General features: G+C 61.0%; 18 protein-coding genes. 13 read left to right on the plus strand and 5 right to left on the minus strand.

All coding sequences use genetic code 11. The annotated features are described in order from the left end of the window. Window positions 1-6 precede the first annotated feature (6 nt). From BFP99_RS16475 to BFP99_RS16515, 10 genes are all read left to right on the plus strand, one after another. On the plus strand, window positions 7-822 hold the full coding sequence (locus BFP99_RS16475) for a TIM barrel protein (RefSeq protein ID WP_065927949.1): 816 nt from the start codon (window positions 7-9) through the stop codon (window positions 820-822). A gap of 10 nt (window positions 823-832) precedes the next feature. Continuing rightward, on the plus strand, window positions 833-2,764 hold the full coding sequence (gene iolD / locus BFP99_RS16480) for a 3D-(3,5/4)-trihydroxycyclohexane-1,2-dione acylhydrolase (decyclizing) (RefSeq protein WP_065927948.1): 1,932 nt from the start codon (window positions 833-835) through the stop codon (window positions 2,762-2,764). A 19-nt stretch (window positions 2,765-2,783) separates the two neighbouring features. Next, on the plus strand, window positions 2,784-3,794 hold the full coding sequence (locus BFP99_RS16485) for a Gfo/Idh/MocA family protein (protein WP_065947723.1): 1,011 nt from the start codon (window positions 2,784-2,786) through the stop codon (window positions 3,792-3,794). Between the two features lie 239 nt (window positions 3,795-4,033). Continuing rightward, window positions 4,034-5,062: a Gfo/Idh/MocA family protein gene (locus tag BFP99_RS16490; protein ID WP_065947724.1), complete on the plus strand. Its 1,029-nt coding sequence runs from the start codon at window positions 4,034-4,036 to the stop codon at window positions 5,060-5,062. 127 nt (window positions 5,063-5,189) lie between these two features. Continuing rightward, window positions 5,190-5,366 (plus strand): hypothetical protein, encoded by a 177-nt coding sequence (locus BFP99_RS33300; protein WP_162844258.1) that lies wholly within the window; start codon window positions 5,190-5,192, stop codon window positions 5,364-5,366. 48 nt (window positions 5,367-5,414) lie between these two features. Next, window positions 5,415-6,350, plus strand: a complete 936-nt coding sequence (locus BFP99_RS16495; RefSeq protein WP_065947725.1) for a sugar ABC transporter substrate-binding protein — start codon at window positions 5,415-5,417, stop codon at window positions 6,348-6,350. A gap of 65 nt (window positions 6,351-6,415) precedes the next feature. Then, window positions 6,416-7,969, plus strand: coding sequence for a sugar ABC transporter ATP-binding protein (locus BFP99_RS16500; protein ID WP_065927944.1), 1,554 nt, complete (start codon window positions 6,416-6,418; stop codon window positions 7,967-7,969). Window positions 7,970-8,027: 58 nt separating this feature from the next. Continuing rightward, window positions 8,028-9,050 carry an ABC transporter permease gene (locus BFP99_RS16505; protein WP_024076018.1) on the plus strand — a complete coding sequence of 341 codons (1,023 nt, stop codon included), beginning with the start codon at window positions 8,028-8,030 and terminating at the stop codon, window positions 9,048-9,050. Between the two features lie 325 nt (window positions 9,051-9,375). Beyond that, the gene (locus tag BFP99_RS16510) at window positions 9,376-9,780 is read left to right on the plus strand and encodes a TraR/DksA family transcriptional regulator (RefSeq protein WP_003191666.1); all 405 of its coding nucleotides are present in this window, start codon (window positions 9,376-9,378) and stop codon (window positions 9,778-9,780) included. A 546-nt stretch (window positions 9,781-10,326) separates the two neighbouring features. Further along, window positions 10,327-11,559: a methyl-accepting chemotaxis protein gene (locus BFP99_RS16515; protein ID WP_370737668.1), complete on the plus strand. Its 1,233-nt coding sequence runs from the start codon at window positions 10,327-10,329 to the stop codon at window positions 11,557-11,559. Between the two features lie 81 nt (window positions 11,560-11,640). On the opposite strand, the gene BFP99_RS16520 is transcribed toward BFP99_RS16515, so the two are convergent. From BFP99_RS16520 to BFP99_RS32195, 3 genes are all read right to left on the minus strand, one after another. Then, complete coding sequence (locus BFP99_RS16520) at window positions 11,641-11,877, minus strand: DUF2789 domain-containing protein (RefSeq protein ID WP_065927942.1); 237 nt, start codon at window positions 11,875-11,877, stop codon at window positions 11,641-11,643. A gap of 72 nt (window positions 11,878-11,949) precedes the next feature. Further along, window positions 11,950-12,180: a hypothetical protein gene (locus BFP99_RS16525; protein WP_065927941.1), complete on the minus strand. Its 231-nt coding sequence runs from the start codon at window positions 12,178-12,180 to the stop codon at window positions 11,950-11,952. Window positions 12,181-12,295: 115 nt separating this feature from the next. Continuing rightward, window positions 12,296-12,562: a hypothetical protein gene (locus BFP99_RS32195; protein WP_074846368.1), complete on the minus strand. Its 267-nt coding sequence runs from the start codon at window positions 12,560-12,562 to the stop codon at window positions 12,296-12,298. A gap of 414 nt (window positions 12,563-12,976) precedes the next feature. Here BFP99_RS32195 and BFP99_RS16530 point away from each other — a divergent pair, with 414 nt between their 5' ends. After that, entirely contained in the window at window positions 12,977-13,426 is a 450-nt protein-coding gene (locus BFP99_RS16530; protein WP_051429370.1) for a hypothetical protein, read from the plus strand. A gap of 133 nt (window positions 13,427-13,559) precedes the next feature. Continuing rightward, on the plus strand, window positions 13,560-14,576 hold the full coding sequence (locus BFP99_RS16535) for an ABC transporter substrate-binding protein (protein ID WP_065927978.1): 1,017 nt from the start codon (window positions 13,560-13,562) through the stop codon (window positions 14,574-14,576). Window positions 14,577-14,659: 83 nt separating this feature from the next. Here BFP99_RS16535 and BFP99_RS16540 read toward each other — a convergent pair whose 3' ends face one another. Together BFP99_RS16540 and BFP99_RS16545 are read right to left on the minus strand one after the other, a co-directional pair. Continuing rightward, window positions 14,660-16,786, minus strand: coding sequence for a TonB-dependent receptor (locus BFP99_RS16540; RefSeq protein ID WP_065947727.1), 2,127 nt, complete (start codon window positions 16,784-16,786; stop codon window positions 14,660-14,662). 95 nt (window positions 16,787-16,881) lie between these two features. Next, window positions 16,882-17,271 carry a DUF2946 domain-containing protein gene (locus BFP99_RS16545; RefSeq protein WP_065927939.1) on the minus strand — a complete coding sequence of 130 codons (390 nt, stop codon included), beginning with the start codon at window positions 17,269-17,271 and terminating at the stop codon, window positions 16,882-16,884. Window positions 17,272-17,363: 92 nt separating this feature from the next. On the opposite strand from BFP99_RS16545, the gene BFP99_RS16550 reads away from it, so the two are divergent. After that, window positions 17,364-17,801, plus strand: coding sequence for a DUF3995 domain-containing protein (locus tag BFP99_RS16550; RefSeq protein WP_065947728.1), 438 nt, complete (start codon window positions 17,364-17,366; stop codon window positions 17,799-17,801). Window positions 17,802-17,814: the final 13 nt, after the last annotated feature.

Below are 17,814 nucleotides of genomic sequence, written 5' to 3' on the forward strand. Positions count from 1 at the left end.
ATAACAATGAAGTCGCCTCTACGCTTTGCCCTCAACCGTATGGTCGCGCCCAACCTGTCCTTGCCGGATTTCATCCAGCTGGCCGTGGCCTTGAAATGCGATGCCATCGAGATTCGCAACGACCTCAAGGATCGCCAGATCGAATACGGCACCCCGGCCGGCCGCGTGCGCGAATTGTGCGCGGCCCAGGGCATCACGGTGCTGTCGATCAACGCGCTGTACCCCTTTGATGTGTGGAATGACGAGCGCCGCGCCCAGGCGATAGCGCTCGCCACCTATGCCCGCGAATGTGGTGCGCAAGGCTTGGTGATGTGCCCGTTCAATGAACCCGGCGACACCCGCAACGAAGCCCAGCGCGCCGCCGGTTTGCGCACCGCGTTGAGCCAACTGGCGCCGATCCTGCGCGAGTACGGGATTCTCGGGTTTATCGAGCCCCTGGGCTTTGAAGAATGTGCCATGCGCCGCAAGCGCGTGGCGGTGGATGCGATCCAGTCCATCGGCGGCCTGGATGTATTCCGCCTGGTGCACGACACCTTCCACCACCACCTGGCCAGCGAGCATGAGTTCTTCCCGGAACTGACCGGGCTGGTGCATATCTCCGGCGTGGAAGATGCCGAGGCGCCGCTCAATTCGATCCGCGACGGCCACCGCGTGCTGGTGGGCGAGGGCGATATCCTCGGCAATACCGCGCAGATCGACACCTTGCTCAGCAGCGGTTACAGCGGCTACCTGTCGTTCGAACCGTTTGCGACAAGCGTGCACGAGCTGGCGGATATCCAGCAGGCCTTGGGGGCAAGCATCGCCCACCTGCAGAAACGATAAGGGGCGCGACATGACCACCACCCGACTGACCATGGCCCAGGCCCTGGTGAAGTTTTTGGATAACCAGTACATCGAAGTCGATGGCGTGCAGAGCAAGTTCGTCGCCGGCGTGTTCACTATTTTCGGCCACGGCAACGTGCTGGGCCTGGGTCAGGCCCTGGAACAGGACAGCGGCGACCTGGTGGTGCATCAGGGCCGTAACGAGCAGGGCATGGCCCATGCCGCCATCGGTTTTGCCAAGCAGCACTTGCGCCGCAAGATCTACGCCTGCACCGCCTCTGTCGGCCCAGGTGCGGCGAATATGCTCACCGCTGCGGCGACCGCCACTGCCAACCGTATCCCGTTGCTGTTGCTGCCCGGCGATGTCTACGCCAGCCGCCAGCCCGACCCGGTGCTGCAACAGATCGAGCAGTTCCACGACCTCAGCATCAGCACCAACGATGCCTTCCGTTCCGTGAGCAAATACTGGGACCGCATCAACCGCCCCGAGCAACTGATGACGGCGGCGATTCATGCCATGCGCGTGCTCACCGATCCCGCCGAAACCGGCGCGGTGACCCTGGCGCTGCCCCAGGACGTGCAGGCCGAAGCCTGGGACTACCCCGACTACTTCCTGCAAAAACGGGTGCACCGTATCGACCGCCGCCCGGCCACCGCCGCGATGATCGGCGATGGGTTGGCCGCCTTCCGGGGCAAGCGCAAACCGCTGATCATCTGCGGTGGCGGCGTGAAGTACTCCGGAGCGAATGCTGCCTTGCAAGCCTTTGCCGAGCGCTTTGATATTCCTTTCGCCGAAACCCAGGCGGGCAAGAGCGCGGTGGTCTCGAGCCATCCGCTGAATGTGGGCGGTATCGGTGAAACCGGCTGCCTGGCCGCCAACCTGCTGGCGCCCGAGGCCGACCTGATCATCGGCATCGGCACCCGTTACACCGACTTCACCACCTCGTCGAAATCGCTGTTCAAGCATGCCGAGGTGAAGTTTCTCAACCTCAATATCAGCCCCTGCGACGCCTTGAAACTCGACGGCGTGCAGGTGCTGGCCGACGCGAAGGTCGCCCTCGAAGCGCTGGCCGATGCCCTCGGTGATTACCGTTCCGGCTGGGGCGAGCAGATCGCCGACGCCAAGGCGCAACTGGACGCCGAAGTGGACCGTGTGCATCAGGTCGAGTACCACGGCGATGATTTTGTGCCGGAAGTCGACGACCACCTCGACCGCGCCGTGCTGCGTGAATTTATCGAACTGACCGGCTCATGCCTGACCCAGAGCCGGGTGCTCGGCGTCCTCAACCAGACCCTGGCCGACGACGCGATCATCGTCGCCGCGGCCGGCAGCCTGCCCGGCGACCTGCAGCGCGCCTGGCGCAGCAAGGGCGTCAACACCTACCACGTCGAGTACGGTTATTCGTGCATGGGCTATGAGATCAATGCCGCCCTCGGCGTGAAGCTCGCCGAGCCCTCCAAGGAGGTCTATGCGCTGGTCGGCGATGGCTCCTACATGATGCTGCACTCGGAGCTGGCCACCTCGATCCAGGAACGCCGCAAGATCAACGTGGTGCTGCTCGACAACATGGCCTTCGGTTGCATCAACAACCTGCAGATCGGCAACGGCATGGACAGCTTCGGCACCGAGTTCCGCTACCGCAACCCCGAGAGCGGCAAGCTCGACGGCGGCCTGGTGCCGGTGGACTTCGCCATGAGTGCGGCGGCCTATGGCTGCAAGACCTACAAGGTCAGCACGGTGGAGCAGTTGGAGGCTGCCCTGGCCGATGCGCGCACGCAAAGCGTCTCGACCCTGATCGACATTAAGGTCCTGCCCAAGACCATGGTCCACGGCTACCTGTCGTGGTGGCGGGTGGGGGTGGCGCAGGTGTCCACCAGCGAGCGCACCAACGCGGCGGCGAAAAAACTCAATGAACACCTGGCCAAGGCCCGGCAGTACTAATAACTAGAGGAGCGTTTGTATGTCTTTGAAGCTTGGTGTAATCGGTACCGGCGCCATTGGCCGCGATCATATTCGTCGGTGCAGCCAGACCCTGCTCAACAGCCAGGTGGTGGCGGTGACCGACATCAACCTTGAGCAGGCCGCCAAGGTGGTCGCGGAGTTGAAGCTGGACGCCGAGGTGTACGCGGACGGCCATGGGCTGATCAACTCGCCGCAGGTCGAGGCGATCCTGGTCACGTCCTGGGGCCCGAGCCACGAGGAGTTCGTGCTCGCCGCCATCGCCGCCGGCAAACCGGTGTTCTGCGAGAAGCCCCTGGCGGTGACGGCCGAAGGCTGCCGCAAGATCGTCGACGCCGAAGTGGCCTACGGCAAGCGCCTAGTGCAAGTGGGCTTTATGCGCCCCTATGACGAAGGTTATCGCGCCCTCAAGGCGGTGATCGACAGCGGCCAGATCGGCGAGCCGTTGATGCTGCACTGCGCGCACCGTAACCCGACGGTGGGCGAGAACTACAAGACCGACATGGCGATCACCGACACCCTGATCCACGAGCTGGATGTCCTGCGCTGGCTGCTCAACGACGACTACGTGTCGGTGCAGGTGGTGTTCCCGCGCAAGACCAGCAAGGCCCTGGCCCATCTGCGCGACCCGCAGATCGTGCTGCTGGAAACCGCCAAGGGCACTCGTATCGACGTGGAAGTGTTTGTGAACTGCCAGTACGGCTACGACATCCAGTGCGAAGTGGTGGGGGAGACCGGCATCGCCAAATTGCCGGAGCCGTCCCAGGTACAGCTGCGCAGCGATGCCAAGCTGTCGAATGCGATCCTGATGGATTGGAAGGACCGTTTTATCGGGGCCTATGACGTGGAGTTGCAGGCCTTCATCGATAGCGTGCGTGCTGGTCAGGTCGGTGGGCCGTCGGCGTGGGATGGCTTTGCGGCGGCGGTAGCGGCGGATGCGTGTATCGAGGCCCAGGGCAGTGAGCAGATTGTGAAGGTCCGCCTGCCGGATCGCCCACACTTCTACGGCTAACACTCGGTCAATGTGGGAGGGACAAGCCCTAATGCCACTCAGTTAAGGCTTTTTGTAGGAGCGAGCTTGCTCGCGAAAAACTCACAGGCGCCGCGTTCATTCAGGAAGCACTCGTTATCGTTGACGTTTTTCGCGAGCAAGCTCGCTCCTACAGGAGGCGATGTACGCTTAACTGACTGGCATTAGGGCAAACCCCCTCCCACAGTTGATTGGTTTCCAATTCAATTCAGGAGTTGATCATGAGAATCGGACTAGTCGGCTACGGCCACGGAGGGCGCTTTTTTCATGCGCCGCTGATTGCAACTTTGCCGGGGGCGACGTTTGTCGGCGTGGTGACGCGCTCACCCGAGCGCCGCCAGCAATTAAGTACCGATCTTCCAGGTGTGAAGGCCTTTGACAGCATCGGCCAGATCGTCGAAGCCGGCGTCGATGCCCTGGTGATTTCCACCACCCTCAAGGGCCGTCCGGCGCTGGTGCTGGAAGCCATCGAGCACGGCGTGGCGGTGGTCAGCGACAAACCCTTTGCCGCCAACGCTGAACAGGCCCAGGCGCTGATCACGGCCGCCGAGCGCCATGAGGTGTTGCTCAGCGTCTACCAGAACCGGCGCTGGGACTCGGACTACCTGACCCTGCGCAAATTGATCGACGCCGGTGTCCTGGGCGAGATCACCCGCTTTGAATCCCGCGTCGAGCGCTACAGCCCGCAGGCCGTGGGCAATGCCAGCGGCGGCGGCTGGTTGCGCGACCTGGGCAGCCACCTGGTGGACCAGGCGCTGCAACTGTTCGGTCCGGTGGAGCGGGTCTTTGCGCAGTTACAGTTCACCCCTGAATACCCCACTGTCGACCACGGCTTCTTCGTCTCCCTGACCCACGCCAACGGGGTGGTTTCCCATTTGTGGGGCAACGCCCTGCAGAACAGCCAGGCTCCGCGTTTTCGCGTCAGTGGCACCTTGGGTTGCTATACCGTGGACGGACTGGACGGCCAGGAAGAAGCGCTGATGGCCGGCAAGTCACCGAAAACCGAAGGCGAACACTGGGGCGCAGAAGAACATCGCCGCTGGGGCTGGTTCGAACAGGGGCCGGAACGTGAGCGAGTGCCGTCGGAGAAGGGCTGCTGGACCCAGTTCTATCGCCAGTTGCAAGCGGCGGTAAACGGGCAGGGCCCGTTGCCCGTGGACGCTTATGACGCGCTGGAAACCACGCGTATATTGGACGCCGCACGCCTCAGCGCCGAGCGCCAGCAGGTGGTTTCAACAAAAATAGAATAAAATTCTAAAACAGGTTGATATGGAAATTATTTTCCAATAAAGTCTTTTCCAGGTTGCATAAAGTACGTTCGGACTCGATTCGCACGACTCAACAAAAACAAGATCAAAAACAACCAGGTACCGTCAGATGAAAATCTTCAACGCTGTACTGCGAGTTTTACGCCCTGCCCACACGCCCCGCGGCCTGCCCCGCGCCCGGCCGTTCTACTTCTCCTTCCTTAATGTGCTGTGCGTCGAAAACCAGGGCGCGCTGGTCTGCTGCATTCCAGGCGCACCGGTCGTACGCGTGCCTGCCGAGCTCTGATAAACGCAACGTCCAAAAAACCAACAAGAAAGTGGAGACAGACCGTTCATGAAGACCCCGATCCGTTTTACCGCGCTGGCTTTATCCATGCTGCTGGCCAGCGGTGTTGCCAGTGCCGCCGACATCAAGGTCGGCGTGAGCATGTCCGCCTTCGATGACACCTTCCTCACTTACCTGCGCGAAGACATGGACAAGCAGGCCAAGTCCTATCCCAAGGGTGACGGCGTGCAGCTGCAGTTCGAAGATGCCCGCGCCGATGTGGTCAAGCAACTGAGCCAGGTCGAGAACTTTATCAGCCAGAAAGTCGACGCGATTATCGTCAACCCGGTCGACACCGCCTCCACCAAGAACATCATCAATGCCGCGACCAAGGCGGGTATCCCGCTGGTATTCGTCAACCGCCGTCCCGACCAGAAGGACTTGCCCAAGGACGTCGTGGCCGTGACCTCCGATGACGTCGAGGCCGGCAAGCTGCAAATGCAGTACATCGCTGAAAAACTCGGTGGCAAGGGCAAGATCGTAATCCTGCTGGGCGACCTGGCGAACAATTCCACCACCAACCGCACCAAGGGCGTGAAGGAAGTGTTGACCAAGTACCCGGACATCAAGATCGAACAGGAACAGACCGGCATCTGGCTGCGGGACAAGGGCATGACCCTGGTCAACGATTGGCTGACCCAAGGCCGCGAGTTCAATGCGGTGTTGGCCAACAACGATGAGATGGCCATCGGCGCGTCCATGGCGCTGAAATCGGCCGGCAAGGAAAAGGGCAGTGTGCTGATCGCGGGGGTCGACGGTACGCCGGATGGCTTGAATGCGATCACCAAGGGTGACATGGCCGCCTCCGCGTTCCAGGACGCCAAGGGCCAGGCAGTGGGCTCGGTGGAAGCGGCGCGCAAGATGGCCAAGAAGGAACCGGTCGAGCAGAACGTGATCATCCCGTTCCAGCTGATCACCCCGGAAAACGTCGCCACGTTCAAGTAGCCCTGACATAACAACAATGAACCGGCAGGGCGGTCGTGCCCGCCCTGCTGATGGAGTACCGTCTTATGCTCGCTCAAGCCGCTGTCTCGCAGCCTCCCGGTATCCAGCCGTTGCCGCTGGACGAACCCTACCTGTTGGAAATCGTCAACATCAGCAAAGGCTTTCCCGGCGTCGTGGCCCTGGCCGACGTACAACTGCGTGTACGCCCCGGTACGGTGCTGGCGCTGATGGGCGAGAACGGTGCGGGCAAGTCGACCTTGATGAAAATCATCGCCGGCATCTACCAGCCCGACGCCGGTGAAATCCGCCTGCGCGGCAAGCCCATCGTGTTTGACACGCCGCTGGCGGCGCAGAAGGCCGGGATTGCGATGATCCACCAGGAGCTCAACCTGATGCCGCACATGAGCATCGCCGAGAATATCTGGATCGGCCGCGAGCAGCTCAACAGCCTGCACATGGTCAACCACCGCGAAATGCACCGCTGCACCGCCGAGTTGCTGGCGCGCCTGCGCATCAACCTGGACCCCGAGGAACACGTGGGTAACCTGAGCATCGCCGAGCGGCAGATGGTCGAAATTGCCAAGGCTGTGTCCTACGACTCCGACATCCTGATCATGGATGAACCGACATCGGCCATTACCGAGAAGGAAGTGGCCCACCTGTTTTCGATCATTGCCGACCTCAAGGCCCAGGGCAAAGGCATTGTCTACATCACGCACAAAATGAACGAAGTGTTCGCCATTGCCGATGAAGTGGCGGTGTTCCGCGACGGCCAGTACATCGGCCTGCAACGCGCCGACAGCATGAACAGCGACAGCCTGATCTCGATGATGGTGGGTCGCGAGCTGAGCCAGTTGTTCCCGGTGCGCGAGACGCCCATCGGCGAACTGCTGCTGTCGGTGCGCGACCTGCGCCTGGACGGGGTGTTCCAGGGCGTGTCGTTCGACCTGCATGCCGGTGAGATCCTCGGCATCGCCGGGCTGATGGGCTCGGGGCGCACCAATGTGGCGGAAACCATTTTCGGCATCACCCCCAGCAGCGGTGGGCAGATCACCCTGGATGGCGAGGCGGTGCGCATCAGTGACCCGCACATGGCCATCGAAAAAGGCTTTGCGCTGTTGACCGAGGACCGCAAGCTCAGTGGCCTGTTCCCCTGCCTGTCGGTGCTGGAAAACATGGAAATGGCCGTGCTGCCGCACTATTCGGGCAACGGTTTTATCCAGCAGAAAGCCCTGCGCGCCCTGTGCGAGGACATGTGCAAGAAACTGCGGGTGAAGACGCCATCCCTGGAGCAGTGCATCGACACCTTGTCCGGCGGCAACCAGCAGAAAGCCCTGCTGGCGCGCTGGTTGATGACCAACCCACGCTTGCTGATCCTCGATGAACCGACCCGGGGCATCGACGTAGGCGCCAAGGCCGAGATCTATCGCTTGATCTCCTTCCTCGCCAGCGAAGGCATGGCGGTGATCATGATTTCCTCCGAGCTGCCTGAAGTGCTGGGCATGAGCGACCGGGTGATGGTGATGCACGAAGGCGAACTGATGGGCACCCTGGACCGTGCGGATGCGACCCAGGAAAAAGTCATGCAGCTGGCTTCCGGTATGACCGCAGTCCACTGACGAACAGCCGCGCGGGCCTGCGGTTGGCCCGCGCCATAGAATAAGAAGGTGATTGGCTATGAACGCAATAACAGACAACAAGCCTGCCACGGCCCCGGTCAAGCACCGTCGGCGCTTGCCCACCGAGCTGAGCATCTTCCTGGTGCTGATCGGCATCGGCCTGGTGTTTGAGCTGTTTGGCTGGATCGTGCGGGACCAGAGCTTCCTGATGAACTCCCAGCGCCTGGTGCTGATGATCCTGCAAGTGTCCATCATCGGCTTGCTGGCGATCGGGGTGACCCAGGTGATCATCACCACGGGTATCGACCTGTCTTCGGGGTCGGTGCTGGCGCTGTCGGCGATGATTGCCGCCAGTTTGGCGCAAACTTCCGACTTTTCCCGGGCGGTGTTCCCTTCGCTGACGGACTTGCCGGTGTGGATTCCGGTGGCGATGGGGTTGGGTGTGGGGCTGCTGGCGGGGGCGATCAACGGCAGCATCATCGCCGTCACGGGTATTCCGCCGTTTATCGCGACCCTGGGCATGATGGTCTCGGCCCGTGGCCTGGCGCGTTACTACACCGAAGGCCAGCCGGTGAGCATGCTCTCGGACTCCTACACGGCCATCGGTCATGGCGCGATGCCGGTGATCATTTTCCTGGTGGTGGCGGTGATCTTCCATATCGCCCTGCGCTACACCAAGTACGGCAAGTACACCTACGCCATCGGCGGCAATATGCAGGCGGCGCGGACGTCGGGGATCAACGTCAAGCGCCACTTGATCATCGTCTACAGCATTGCCGGGTTGCTCGCCGGTCTGGCCGGCGTGGTGGCTTCGGCACGCGCCGCCACCGGCCAGGCCGGCATGGGCATGTCCTATGAGCTGGATGCGATTGCCGCCGCGGTAATCGGCGGCACCAGCCTGGCTGGCGGGGTAGGGCGTATCACCGGCACCGTGATCGGCGCGCTGATCCTCGGAGTGATGGCCAGCGGGTTTACCTTTGTCGGGGTGGATGCGTATATCCAGGACATCATCAAGGGCCTGATCATCGTGGTGGCGGTGGTGATCGACCAGTACCGCAACAAGCGCAAGCTCAAGCGCTGAGCTTCAAGCTGCAAGCTGCAAGTCCGATGAGCTCTACAGCTTGTCGCTTGCAGCCTGCGGCTTATAGCTGCTCTACGAACTTTCCTGCTATAAACGCACTCCGATGACCATTCGCCAAGCCCGTCCTGGTGCCTTTGGGGGTTATATCGGTAAAAATGCCTGTCATTTCAGTTGCTGTGCCCTCAAGTCGGCCTTAGACTGCCGCCCCTCGTAAATTGAGTGCCGGGTGGCGCTTGGAATGGATGGCGCCTTTCCGAGACCTGCAGAGGTCGACCGGAACGCTCCCTTATTCGCCTTAATGCACGTATTTTTTATAGAGAAATCAATGACAAAGGAAAAGTTGCTGGCCATGCCGGCGGATGACTACATGAATGCCGAACAGCACGCTTTTTTCGAGAAGTTGCTGCAGGACATGAAGGTGGAACACCACGAGCGCATTGAGCAGAACCGCATCGCCATTGAAAGCCTGGACACCCCGGCCGACCCTGCCGACGCCGCTTCCGTTGAAGAAGAGCGCACCTGGCTGGTCAATGCCATCGACCGCGACCAGCGCATGCTGCCGCAGCTTGAGCGTGCACTGGAACGCATCAAGGAAGACTCCTTCGGCTGGTGCGATGACAGCGGCGAGCCTATCGGCCTCAAGCGCCTGCTGATCAGCCCGACCACCAAGTACTGCATCGAAGCGCAAGAGCGCCACGAGCAGATCGACAAGCACCAGCGCCAAGCCTGATGCGCTGAAGCTGGGGAATCGCCTGGGCGGTTCCCCGGAGAAAGACCCGTTACGCCCCGTCTATTGATCTGTTGCAGGCTACCCCACTAAAGGCCCATGGATAATGGCTGGATAGTGGCGTTTAATGCAGGGACAAAAATGACAAACAGTGGGGTAACGACGATGGCTGGAGACGGATCTCTGATGGGCGCAGCAGTGCCACCGCAACCGGTGGTGCGCGGGTTGCCCGGCTGGTTGATGCCGCTCCTGCAGAGCGCCGCCCTGGTGCTGGTACTGCTGGGCCTGGCGTTTGCCAGCCTGCCGATATACCTCTGCCTGCCCATTGCCTTGCTGGTGATCTGGCTGCCAGGCCTTATGAACCGCACCTCCCGCACGGCACCGCCCGTCACTGCCGATGCCATTGGCGAGCTGACCCGCGATCTGTCCTATACCACCAGCCACAACGCACTGTCCGCTGCCGGCGTCGCCTATTCAGTCAAGCAACTGGCGGCTCGAGTGCAATCGCAATTGGGCGCGGCCAAGCAGATCGTCAGCAGTGCCGAAGTGATGATCAGCACTGAAAAGGTCACCTCTCAACTCAGTCGCGAGGCCCTTCAGGCGGCCAGCCAGGCCCATCAGCGCAGCACGGAAGGCCGTGAAGTGCTGGCCCAGTCGATCATTCGTATGCACCAGCTCAGCCAGCGCGCCAATGCCAGTCGGGAGTTGATTGAAGCCCTGAGCCAACGCAGTGAAGAAATCCAGCGGGTGACCCTGGTGATTCAGTCCATCGCCAGCCAGACCAACCTGTTGGCGCTCAACGCCGCGATTGAGGCGGCGCGGGCCGGTGAGCACGGTCGCGGGTTCGCCGTGGTGGCGGATGAAGTGCGTGGGCTGGCGGGCCGCACGGCCACGGCCACCGATGAAGTCGGGGTGATGGTGGCGGATATCCAGCAACGCACTGCCCAGGTGGTTGAGCAGATTCGCCAGCTCTCGGCAGACTTGCACACCGGTGTCGAGCAGGTGGAGCACGCCGGCGAGCACCTGGAGAACATTGCCGGCCTGGCGGCGGGTGTGGAAGGCCAGGTCAATGAAATCGCCCAGGGCACCGACACCAACCGCGCCCAACTCGACAGCCTGTTCCATGCCGTGGAGCAAATGCGCAGCGATCTTATCGTGAGCGACCAGCAGACCCGCCAGTTGGCCGATGCCGCTGTGCAGATGGAAGGGCAGGCCGAAACGATCAGTGAGCGCCTGGCGGAAGTCGGGCTGGATGACTATCACCAACGCATCTACGACCTGGCGCGCGAAGGCGCGAGCCGGATTGCCGCGCAATTCGAAGCCGATGTACAGCAGAACCGCATTAGCCTGGATGACTTGTTCGACCGCAGCTACACCTTGATCCCCAACACCAGCCCGAGCAAGTACCACAGCCGGTTCGATGGCTACACCGACCAGGTGCTGCCGGCCATCCAGGAAGCACTGCTGCCACGCCATGAAGGCTTGGTGTTTGCCATTGCCTGCACGCCCCAGGGCTATGTGCCAACGCACAACAAGGCATTTTCCCAGGCGCTGACCGGCGATGCCCAGGTCGACGCGGTGCAGAACCGCACCAAGCGCAAGTTCGAAGACCGCACCGGCATCCGCTGCGGCAGCCACCAGCAAGCGGTGTTATTGCAGACCTACACCCGCGATACCGGTGAGTTGATGCACGACTTGTCGGTGCCGATCATGGTCCGGGGGCGGCATTGGGGTGGCTTGCGCCTGGGGTATAAGCCGGAGGGGGCGAAGGCTGCGCGCTAGGGATTGTTGTTGTCTGTGAGGCGGGGAAATACCAGCTGCCTGGCAAGCGCTATTGCGCTCAGGCAGCCGGCATTGAGTGGGTTACTGCGATTGATGCAGGCGCTGGTTCAGCTCATCCACCGCCATGGCCCAATCGGCGTCTTCACGCAGTTCTTCCTTGAGGAACTGTGCCTGTTGCGGCGTCCAGAACGGCGCGTCGATCAACTTGACGTCGTCACTCAACGGGTGCGCGACAATAAAGGCGTCGATAGCTTCGGGGGTTGAGTCCAGGCCCAGTTGTTCAAATAAGGTTTCGAGTGTCGGTATTGGCGCGTCCATGTCAGTCTCCGTGCGGGTTTCGGGATCGTTATGCATGGGAGGCTTGTGGCGCGGTAGAGTTCGATCGGATTGTCAGGAGGTCAGTGCCCCTGAATCCACTGCAGCCTTGAGTGCCTGGGCGGATTCTTTTCCGGCGCTGGCGGCAGTGTCGAGGGTCTTGAACCAACGGTCTTTTTCGACCTGGTGCGTGGTGACGGTGGTCAACGGCGGCTTGGCGCGCATCACGATCACTGCTTGAAACTCACCGTCTACTTCCCTTGCGTCGCCATGGATGAAAAATTCGCCAATATCAAATTCCGTCACGTATCGCCTTCCCTTCGAGGTAACCAACAGCACTGATGAAACCTGGCCCGTGAGGGAGCAAATTCCAATGGACAGGCCAGTATGGCAGTTGTTGAAGGGCGGCGGCGCAGTAAAGTCATCCGGGTGACGAAACGATTCCGCCGTGCAGTGAGGCCTCCAGCCGCTTGGCCAGTTCACAGGCCTCGATGTGGTCGCTGCGAAAGCCTTTGATCCTGCCACTGGTGACTTCGCGGATATGGAAGAAGTTTCTTCCGGCGGGTACAACTTGGTAAAGAACGGAATCGGGGTACCCGTTGGGGCTGCGTAAGCAGTAGTATTGCTGTTCGTCCTGACATGATGAACGAGTGCGGGAAGACATAGCGTCGTATTGACGTCGTTGCATGGTCAGCTCCTGTCGATCGATCTTGTTGACCCACCAGCGGCGTTACAGGTGGTTTTGACCCGTGTTGCTGTTTTAGTATTGTCGTCGGCAGTCGGCGTCTGGTTCCACGCCGAGGTGTTTTTGTTTGTATGAGCTGTCGGAAACTGCGTTTTTAATAGTGTTATTCTCTGAAGCGGGTCGACCGGTATTCTCTGGTTATTGAACCTGTGATCTCCTGCGATGCCTGATGTCCCTGCGCAAGGCCCATCGTGCATGCCTGTCCGGGGCTTTGGGCGCAGCAACGGGGTCTTCTTCAGTTTTCCATGAATGTGTTGTGTGATCGTGCCGAGATGGCCGTTTCTTTGTGCTGCCCGCTCCGGCGGACAGTGCTCTTTTCGATGTGGGGGCGTTTCCTTGGCAGTCAGTAATCTGGATATGCACGCGTTGTTCGTGCTGGGCGATTTGCGCGCAAAGTTGGTCAAGCAGTTTCAATCCCGTTTTGTTTACATCACTGAGCAGACGCCGGAAGGCATCTACATCGCCGAAATCGATACCGAAGCGGCAATGGTTGTGGATGACAAACCCCGTCTGGAGCTCAAGGTGGGCGACCATTTCCGTGCTGCGGTATTGCCCAGTCGCGAAGGTGGAAAGTTCGAACTCAAGTTCCGCGACATCAAGTTGACGGTGTATGGCTTGGGCGACTATGCCTTTGTGTCCTCGCCCGAGGGCCAGGGCATCGTCTTCAAGGAAGGCCACAGTGTGATGCTGGTGTTTGCGGCCCATGAACAACTGCAGGAAGGCCTGACCAAGACCCTCAAGGCCGTGACCGGCAAGGCCGCCAAATGGCGCAAGGGTGAGCTGGTGACGTTCAAGGCCAGTGAATAATCGGTAAATACTGCGAACATCTCCTATCTCCCGGAACCTCTACTACAGTTGAGTTGACTTAACTATTCAGAGGCTTCGCGCATAGACAGCAAAGCCGTTCGTTGTTTGCTGCGACATCGCGAGGTGCATGGGCATGAAAGGATTGAGAACGCTGTTGGCTGCATCGCTGACGACCCTGGGTCTATCGGTGGCTTCACTGCCAGTTTCGGCCGCGCCAGCGCCGGTGCACTTTGCCGACCTGAACTGGGAAAGCGGCAGCCTGATCACCGAAATACTGCGGGTCATCGTCGAGAAGGGCTACGACTTGCCCACCGACACCTTGCCCGGTACCACCATCACCCTGGAAACCGCCCTGGCCAAGAACGACATCCAGGTCATCGGTGAAGAGTGGGCCGGCCGCAGCCCGGTGTGGGTCAAGGCCGAGGCCGAAGGCAAGGTGGTGGGCCTGGGCGATACGGTCAAGGGGGCCACCGAGGGGTGGTGGGTGCCGGAGTATGTGGTCAAGGGCGACCCGGCCAAAGGTATCAAGCCCCTGGCGCCGGACCTCAAGAGCGTGAAGGACCTTGCGCGCTACAAGGACGTGTTCAAGGACCCGGAGTCTCCCGGCAAGGGGCGCTTCCTCAACAGCCCCATCGGCTGGACCTCGGAAGTGGTCAATAAACAGAAGCTCAAGGCCTATGGCCTGGATGACAGCTACGTGAACTTCCGCAGCGGTTCGGGAGCTGCACTGGATGCCGAAATTGCCTCGTCCATCCGTCGCGGCAAACCGGTGTTGTTCTACTACTGGTCACCGACGCCGTTGATGGGGCGCTACAAGCTGATCCAGCTGGAGGAGCCACCGTTCGATGCCGAGGCCTGGAAGACCCTGACGGATGCGGATAACCCCGATCCGAAGCCTACGCGGTCGCTGGCGTCCAAGCTGAGTATTGGCGTGTCCACGCCGTTCCAGAAGGAACATCCGCAGATTGCCGGGTTTTTCCAGAAGGTCGAGTTTCCGATCGAGCCGCTGAATAAAGCCCTGGCGACCATGAGCGAGAACCACACCGCGCCCCGGGAGGTGGCCCAGGCGTTCCTCAAGGAGCATCCTGAGGTGTGGAAGGCGTGGTTGACCGAGGATGTGGCGCAGAAGGTCGAAGCCAGCTTGAAGTAAACACGGCGCTTATTGCCGAGCGGAGATCAAAAATAATGTGGGAGGGGGCTACACCCCTCCCACATGTTGTTTGCACTGTCGCTTCAGAATTTGGTTTGCACCGCCAGCTCGAATGTCCGTGGCGCTCCCAGGTAATACGCTGGCGACACATGGGCAAACTCGGCATACACCTCATTGGTCAGGTTGCGCACCCGGCCGGTCACCGAGGTGTGTGAATCCACCTGGTAGCGCAGGAACGTCCCGAACAGCGTGTAGGCCGGCACCGTCTGGGTGTTGGCATTGTCCGCATACACCTCGGCGACATAGCGTGCATCCACACCGCCTTGCCAGTCCTCGGTAAAGTCATAGGTCAACCACAGGTTGCCGATGCGCCTGGGCACGTTGGTCGGTGTATTGCCCTTGCGCGAGACCACCGCGCCACTGGCGATCTTCTCGTTGAACTCATCGTATTCGGCATCCACCCAGGCGACGTTGCCTTCCGCCAGCAGCCTGGGTGTGATGCGCAATGAACTGGCCAACTCGATGCCCTTCGATGACTGCGCGCCGACCGGGATGCTCGTGGTCGGGTCCTGCGGGTCGGTTACGGCAAAGTCCTTGCGTTCGATCTTATAGACAGCAACGGTGGCCGAGCCACGGCCGTCCAGGTAGTCGAACTTGCTACCCACCTCCCATTGTTTGCCGGTCGACACATCGAACACCTGGGTGGTCGTACTCGGTTGCTCGGCGGCGGTGCTGTATTGCACGTAGACATTGGCCGATGGGATGAACTGGTAAGTCAGGCCGACGCGACCGGTCACCGGTTCCCAACGGCGCTTGAAGTGCCGTGGGTTGGTGGCCGTGACCCCGCGGTGGTTGGTCACATCCAGGTCGATGGCGTCGTAACGCAGGCCGCTCAGCAGCGAGAGTTTATCGGTAAGGCCCAGGCGGTTCTCCACGAACAACGCCTTGGTGGTGACCTCATTGGTCTTGTCCTTGCCAAAGTTCTCCCGGGTACGCGGGATGTCGTAGAAGTACCCGGGGGCGAAGCCGTTCGGGTCCACCGTGCTGTTACCCGGCACATTCAGCGGCGTGTTGGTGGTGCTGTTGACCTTGTACTCAAAACCACCGGACCAGGTGGTCGACAGGCCGAAGAGGCGGTCGTCATGGCGCAGCTCGAACTGGTTGCCGTGCTGTTCGCCCTGGTGACGCACCTGGTAGGCGGTCGAGCGGTTTACCGCACTGTTGTCGGCGTTGTATTGGTAAGTTTCGAGGTTGCGGTAATCACGCTGGCTATCGAGGTGGTAGAGCGTATTTTTCAGCGTCGTGCTGTCGTTGACCCGGTAGTCGATGATCGAGCGCGCCCAGATCGTGCGCTGCTCGTAACGGCCGTCGGCGACGTTGTAGTTATTGAAACGGTTGTGTTTGTCGATCTTCAGCTCGCCGGCCTTGGGGTTGAGCACCGGCGTGCCCCAGTAAGGGCTGTCTTCCTGTTCATCCTGGTATTCCAGGGCCAGGGTATGGGACAGGTCGGGAGTGAGGTCGCTGAGCAGGGAAAACGCCAGGCTCCAGGCCTCACGCTGGTCGCGGTCGATGTAGCTGTGGTTGGTGTTGCGGCTCACATCCAGGCGCGCGTAATGCTGCACCTCGGCGCCGGGCTCGGTCAGCGCGTGATTGACGCCGAATGCCATGCCGGTGGTGTCGTAGCTGCCATAGGTGAGCTGACCTTCGGCGGCCTGCTCCTCACGGGTGGCCAGCTTCGTCACATAGTTGAGCGAGCCGCCTACGGAGCCGGCGCCGTTGATCAGGGAGGAGGGGCCGCCCACCAGTTCCACGCGGTCATAGATCCAGGCATCCACGGGGCGGGCCAGGCCGGTGGCGACATTGATACCGTTGAACATCTGGGTGATCTGGCTGCTGGTAAACCCACGGTAAGAGACAAACCCGCCAAAACCCGGCGGCGCACTGGCGTTGACGCCGGGCAGGGTGTTGGCGGCATCGCGGAACGTCTTGGCACCATGGCGCTCGATGTCATTGCGGTTGGCAATGGCAACCGACGCTGGGGTTTCCCGCACGCTCAGTCCCAGACGCGACGCCACGCCGCTGGATTGATCCAGGGTGAGGCCGGGTTCGGCAGTTGATTCGCCATCAATGGTGGTCGGAGCCAGTTCGATGGCCCAGGCGCAGGCAGGCAGGCAGCCGAACAGGCCCGCCAACAGGGGTAGATGTTTCATGGTTGAATCCTGAAAAACTTGGCTTGAAAACAACGCACGACCGTCCGTCATTCCGTGTGGAACCGGTGGTCAGTGCAGATTGGAAAGCAAAGGGATCAGGCGAAGGCGGGGGGCGCGCGCGGGTTAGCCGTGGGCCAGGTGAAGCGGGCAGGGATATCAGCGGCCAGCACGACGGCCGGCGGCGGTGCATGGGGTTGTGGCACCACCGCCACATTCAGGTTGGAACTGAGCGCCGGGCCCATGCCGCCGGTGGAGCACAGCGGGCAACCAAACGCCTTGGACAGCGTCGGCAGGTTCTCATCGGTGGAGTTGGACGGCTTGGGCGCCTGGGTACGCGGGTCGACGGTACAGAACTGCCCGCCGATGCCATTGAGCTGCATCCCCACCATCTGCCCGTGACCGATACTGCAGGCGAATACATTGAACAGGACGCAGCAATAGAGCATCCAGGCAATGAGCGAGCGGTCGGCACGGGCGATTTTCATGGGGCGGCACTTTACCATCAGCCGCCGACGAAATGCCTGCAAAAAATCCCAGGGCGACTATCCTGTTTCGCACCTTTCAGGGAGAACCCGCCATGAGCTTTGTCATCGCACGATGGATCGTCGGCGTTTTTACCTGCATCAGCATGGTGCACTTGTACTGGGCTGCCGGCGGCAAACTCGGCAGCCTCGCCGCCATCCCCCAACTGCCCGGCGAATTCGCCAGCGGGCCTCGCCCTGCATTCAAGCCCTCGGCGCTGGGTACCTTTCTGGTGGCGATGGGCTTGGTCGGCATTGCACTGCTGGTGTGCCTGCGGGCCGGGCTGTACTTTTCGGCGGTCTCCCATGCGGCGCTGCAATGGGGAATCAGCGCGATCGCCCTGCTGATGTTTGCCAGGGCGATTGGGGATTCGGAGTTGGTGGGTTTTTTCAAGAAGGTCGGCGGGTCACGGTTTGCGCGGTGGGATACGTGGTTCTATTCGCCGTTGTGCCTGGCGTTGGGGGGGGGATTGTTGGTGGTGGCGTGGGGTTAATGAGGGAGACACA

Origin of the sequence: Pseudomonas sp. 1 R 17 (assembly GCF_900067035.1) — a bacterium.
GTDB classification, from domain to species: Bacteria; Pseudomonadota; Gammaproteobacteria; order Pseudomonadales; family Pseudomonadaceae; genus Aquipseudomonas; species Aquipseudomonas marginalis.

What these genes read in the sequence shown, in the direction of transcription:
- BFP99_RS16535 (WP_065927978.1), top strand. Translation starts at nt 13,560, where the DNA reads ATGAAAGGATTGAGAACGCTGTTGGCTGCATCGCTGACGACCCTGGGT.
- BFP99_RS16490 (WP_065947724.1), top strand. Translation starts at nt 4,034, where the DNA reads ATGAGAATCGGACTAGTCGGCTACGGCCACGGAGGGCGCTTTTTTCAT.
- BFP99_RS16495 (WP_065947725.1), top strand. Translation starts at nt 5,415, where the DNA reads ATGAAGACCCCGATCCGTTTTACCGCGCTGGCTTTATCCATGCTGCTG.
- BFP99_RS32195 (WP_074846368.1), bottom strand. Translation starts at nt 12,562, where the DNA reads ATGCAACGACGTCAATACGACGCTATGTCTTCCCGCACTCGTTCATCA.
- BFP99_RS16510 (WP_003191666.1), top strand. Translation starts at nt 9,376, where the DNA reads ATGACAAAGGAAAAGTTGCTGGCCATGCCGGCGGATGACTACATGAAT.
- BFP99_RS16550 (WP_065947728.1), top strand. Translation starts at nt 17,364, where the DNA reads ATGAGCTTTGTCATCGCACGATGGATCGTCGGCGTTTTTACCTGCATC.
- BFP99_RS16520 (WP_065927942.1), bottom strand. Translation starts at nt 11,877, where the DNA reads ATGGACGCGCCAATACCGACACTCGAAACCTTATTTGAACAACTGGGC.
- BFP99_RS16475 (WP_065927949.1), top strand. Translation starts at nt 7, where the DNA reads ATGAAGTCGCCTCTACGCTTTGCCCTCAACCGTATGGTCGCGCCCAAC.
- iolD (WP_065927948.1), top strand. Translation starts at nt 833, where the DNA reads ATGACCACCACCCGACTGACCATGGCCCAGGCCCTGGTGAAGTTTTTG.
- BFP99_RS16485 (WP_065947723.1), top strand. Translation starts at nt 2,784, where the DNA reads ATGTCTTTGAAGCTTGGTGTAATCGGTACCGGCGCCATTGGCCGCGAT.
- BFP99_RS16540 (WP_065947727.1), bottom strand. Translation starts at nt 16,786, where the DNA reads ATGAAACATCTACCCCTGTTGGCGGGCCTGTTCGGCTGCCTGCCTGCC.
- BFP99_RS16515 (WP_370737668.1), top strand. Translation starts at nt 10,327, where the DNA reads ATGATCAGCACTGAAAAGGTCACCTCTCAACTCAGTCGCGAGGCCCTT.
- BFP99_RS16530 (WP_051429370.1), top strand. Translation starts at nt 12,977, where the DNA reads ATGCACGCGTTGTTCGTGCTGGGCGATTTGCGCGCAAAGTTGGTCAAG.
- BFP99_RS16505 (WP_024076018.1), top strand. Translation starts at nt 8,028, where the DNA reads ATGAACGCAATAACAGACAACAAGCCTGCCACGGCCCCGGTCAAGCAC.
- BFP99_RS16500 (WP_065927944.1), top strand. Translation starts at nt 6,416, where the DNA reads ATGCTCGCTCAAGCCGCTGTCTCGCAGCCTCCCGGTATCCAGCCGTTG.
- BFP99_RS33300 (WP_162844258.1), top strand. Translation starts at nt 5,190, where the DNA reads ATGAAAATCTTCAACGCTGTACTGCGAGTTTTACGCCCTGCCCACACG.
- BFP99_RS16545 (WP_065927939.1), bottom strand. Translation starts at nt 17,271, where the DNA reads ATGAAAATCGCCCGTGCCGACCGCTCGCTCATTGCCTGGATGCTCTAT.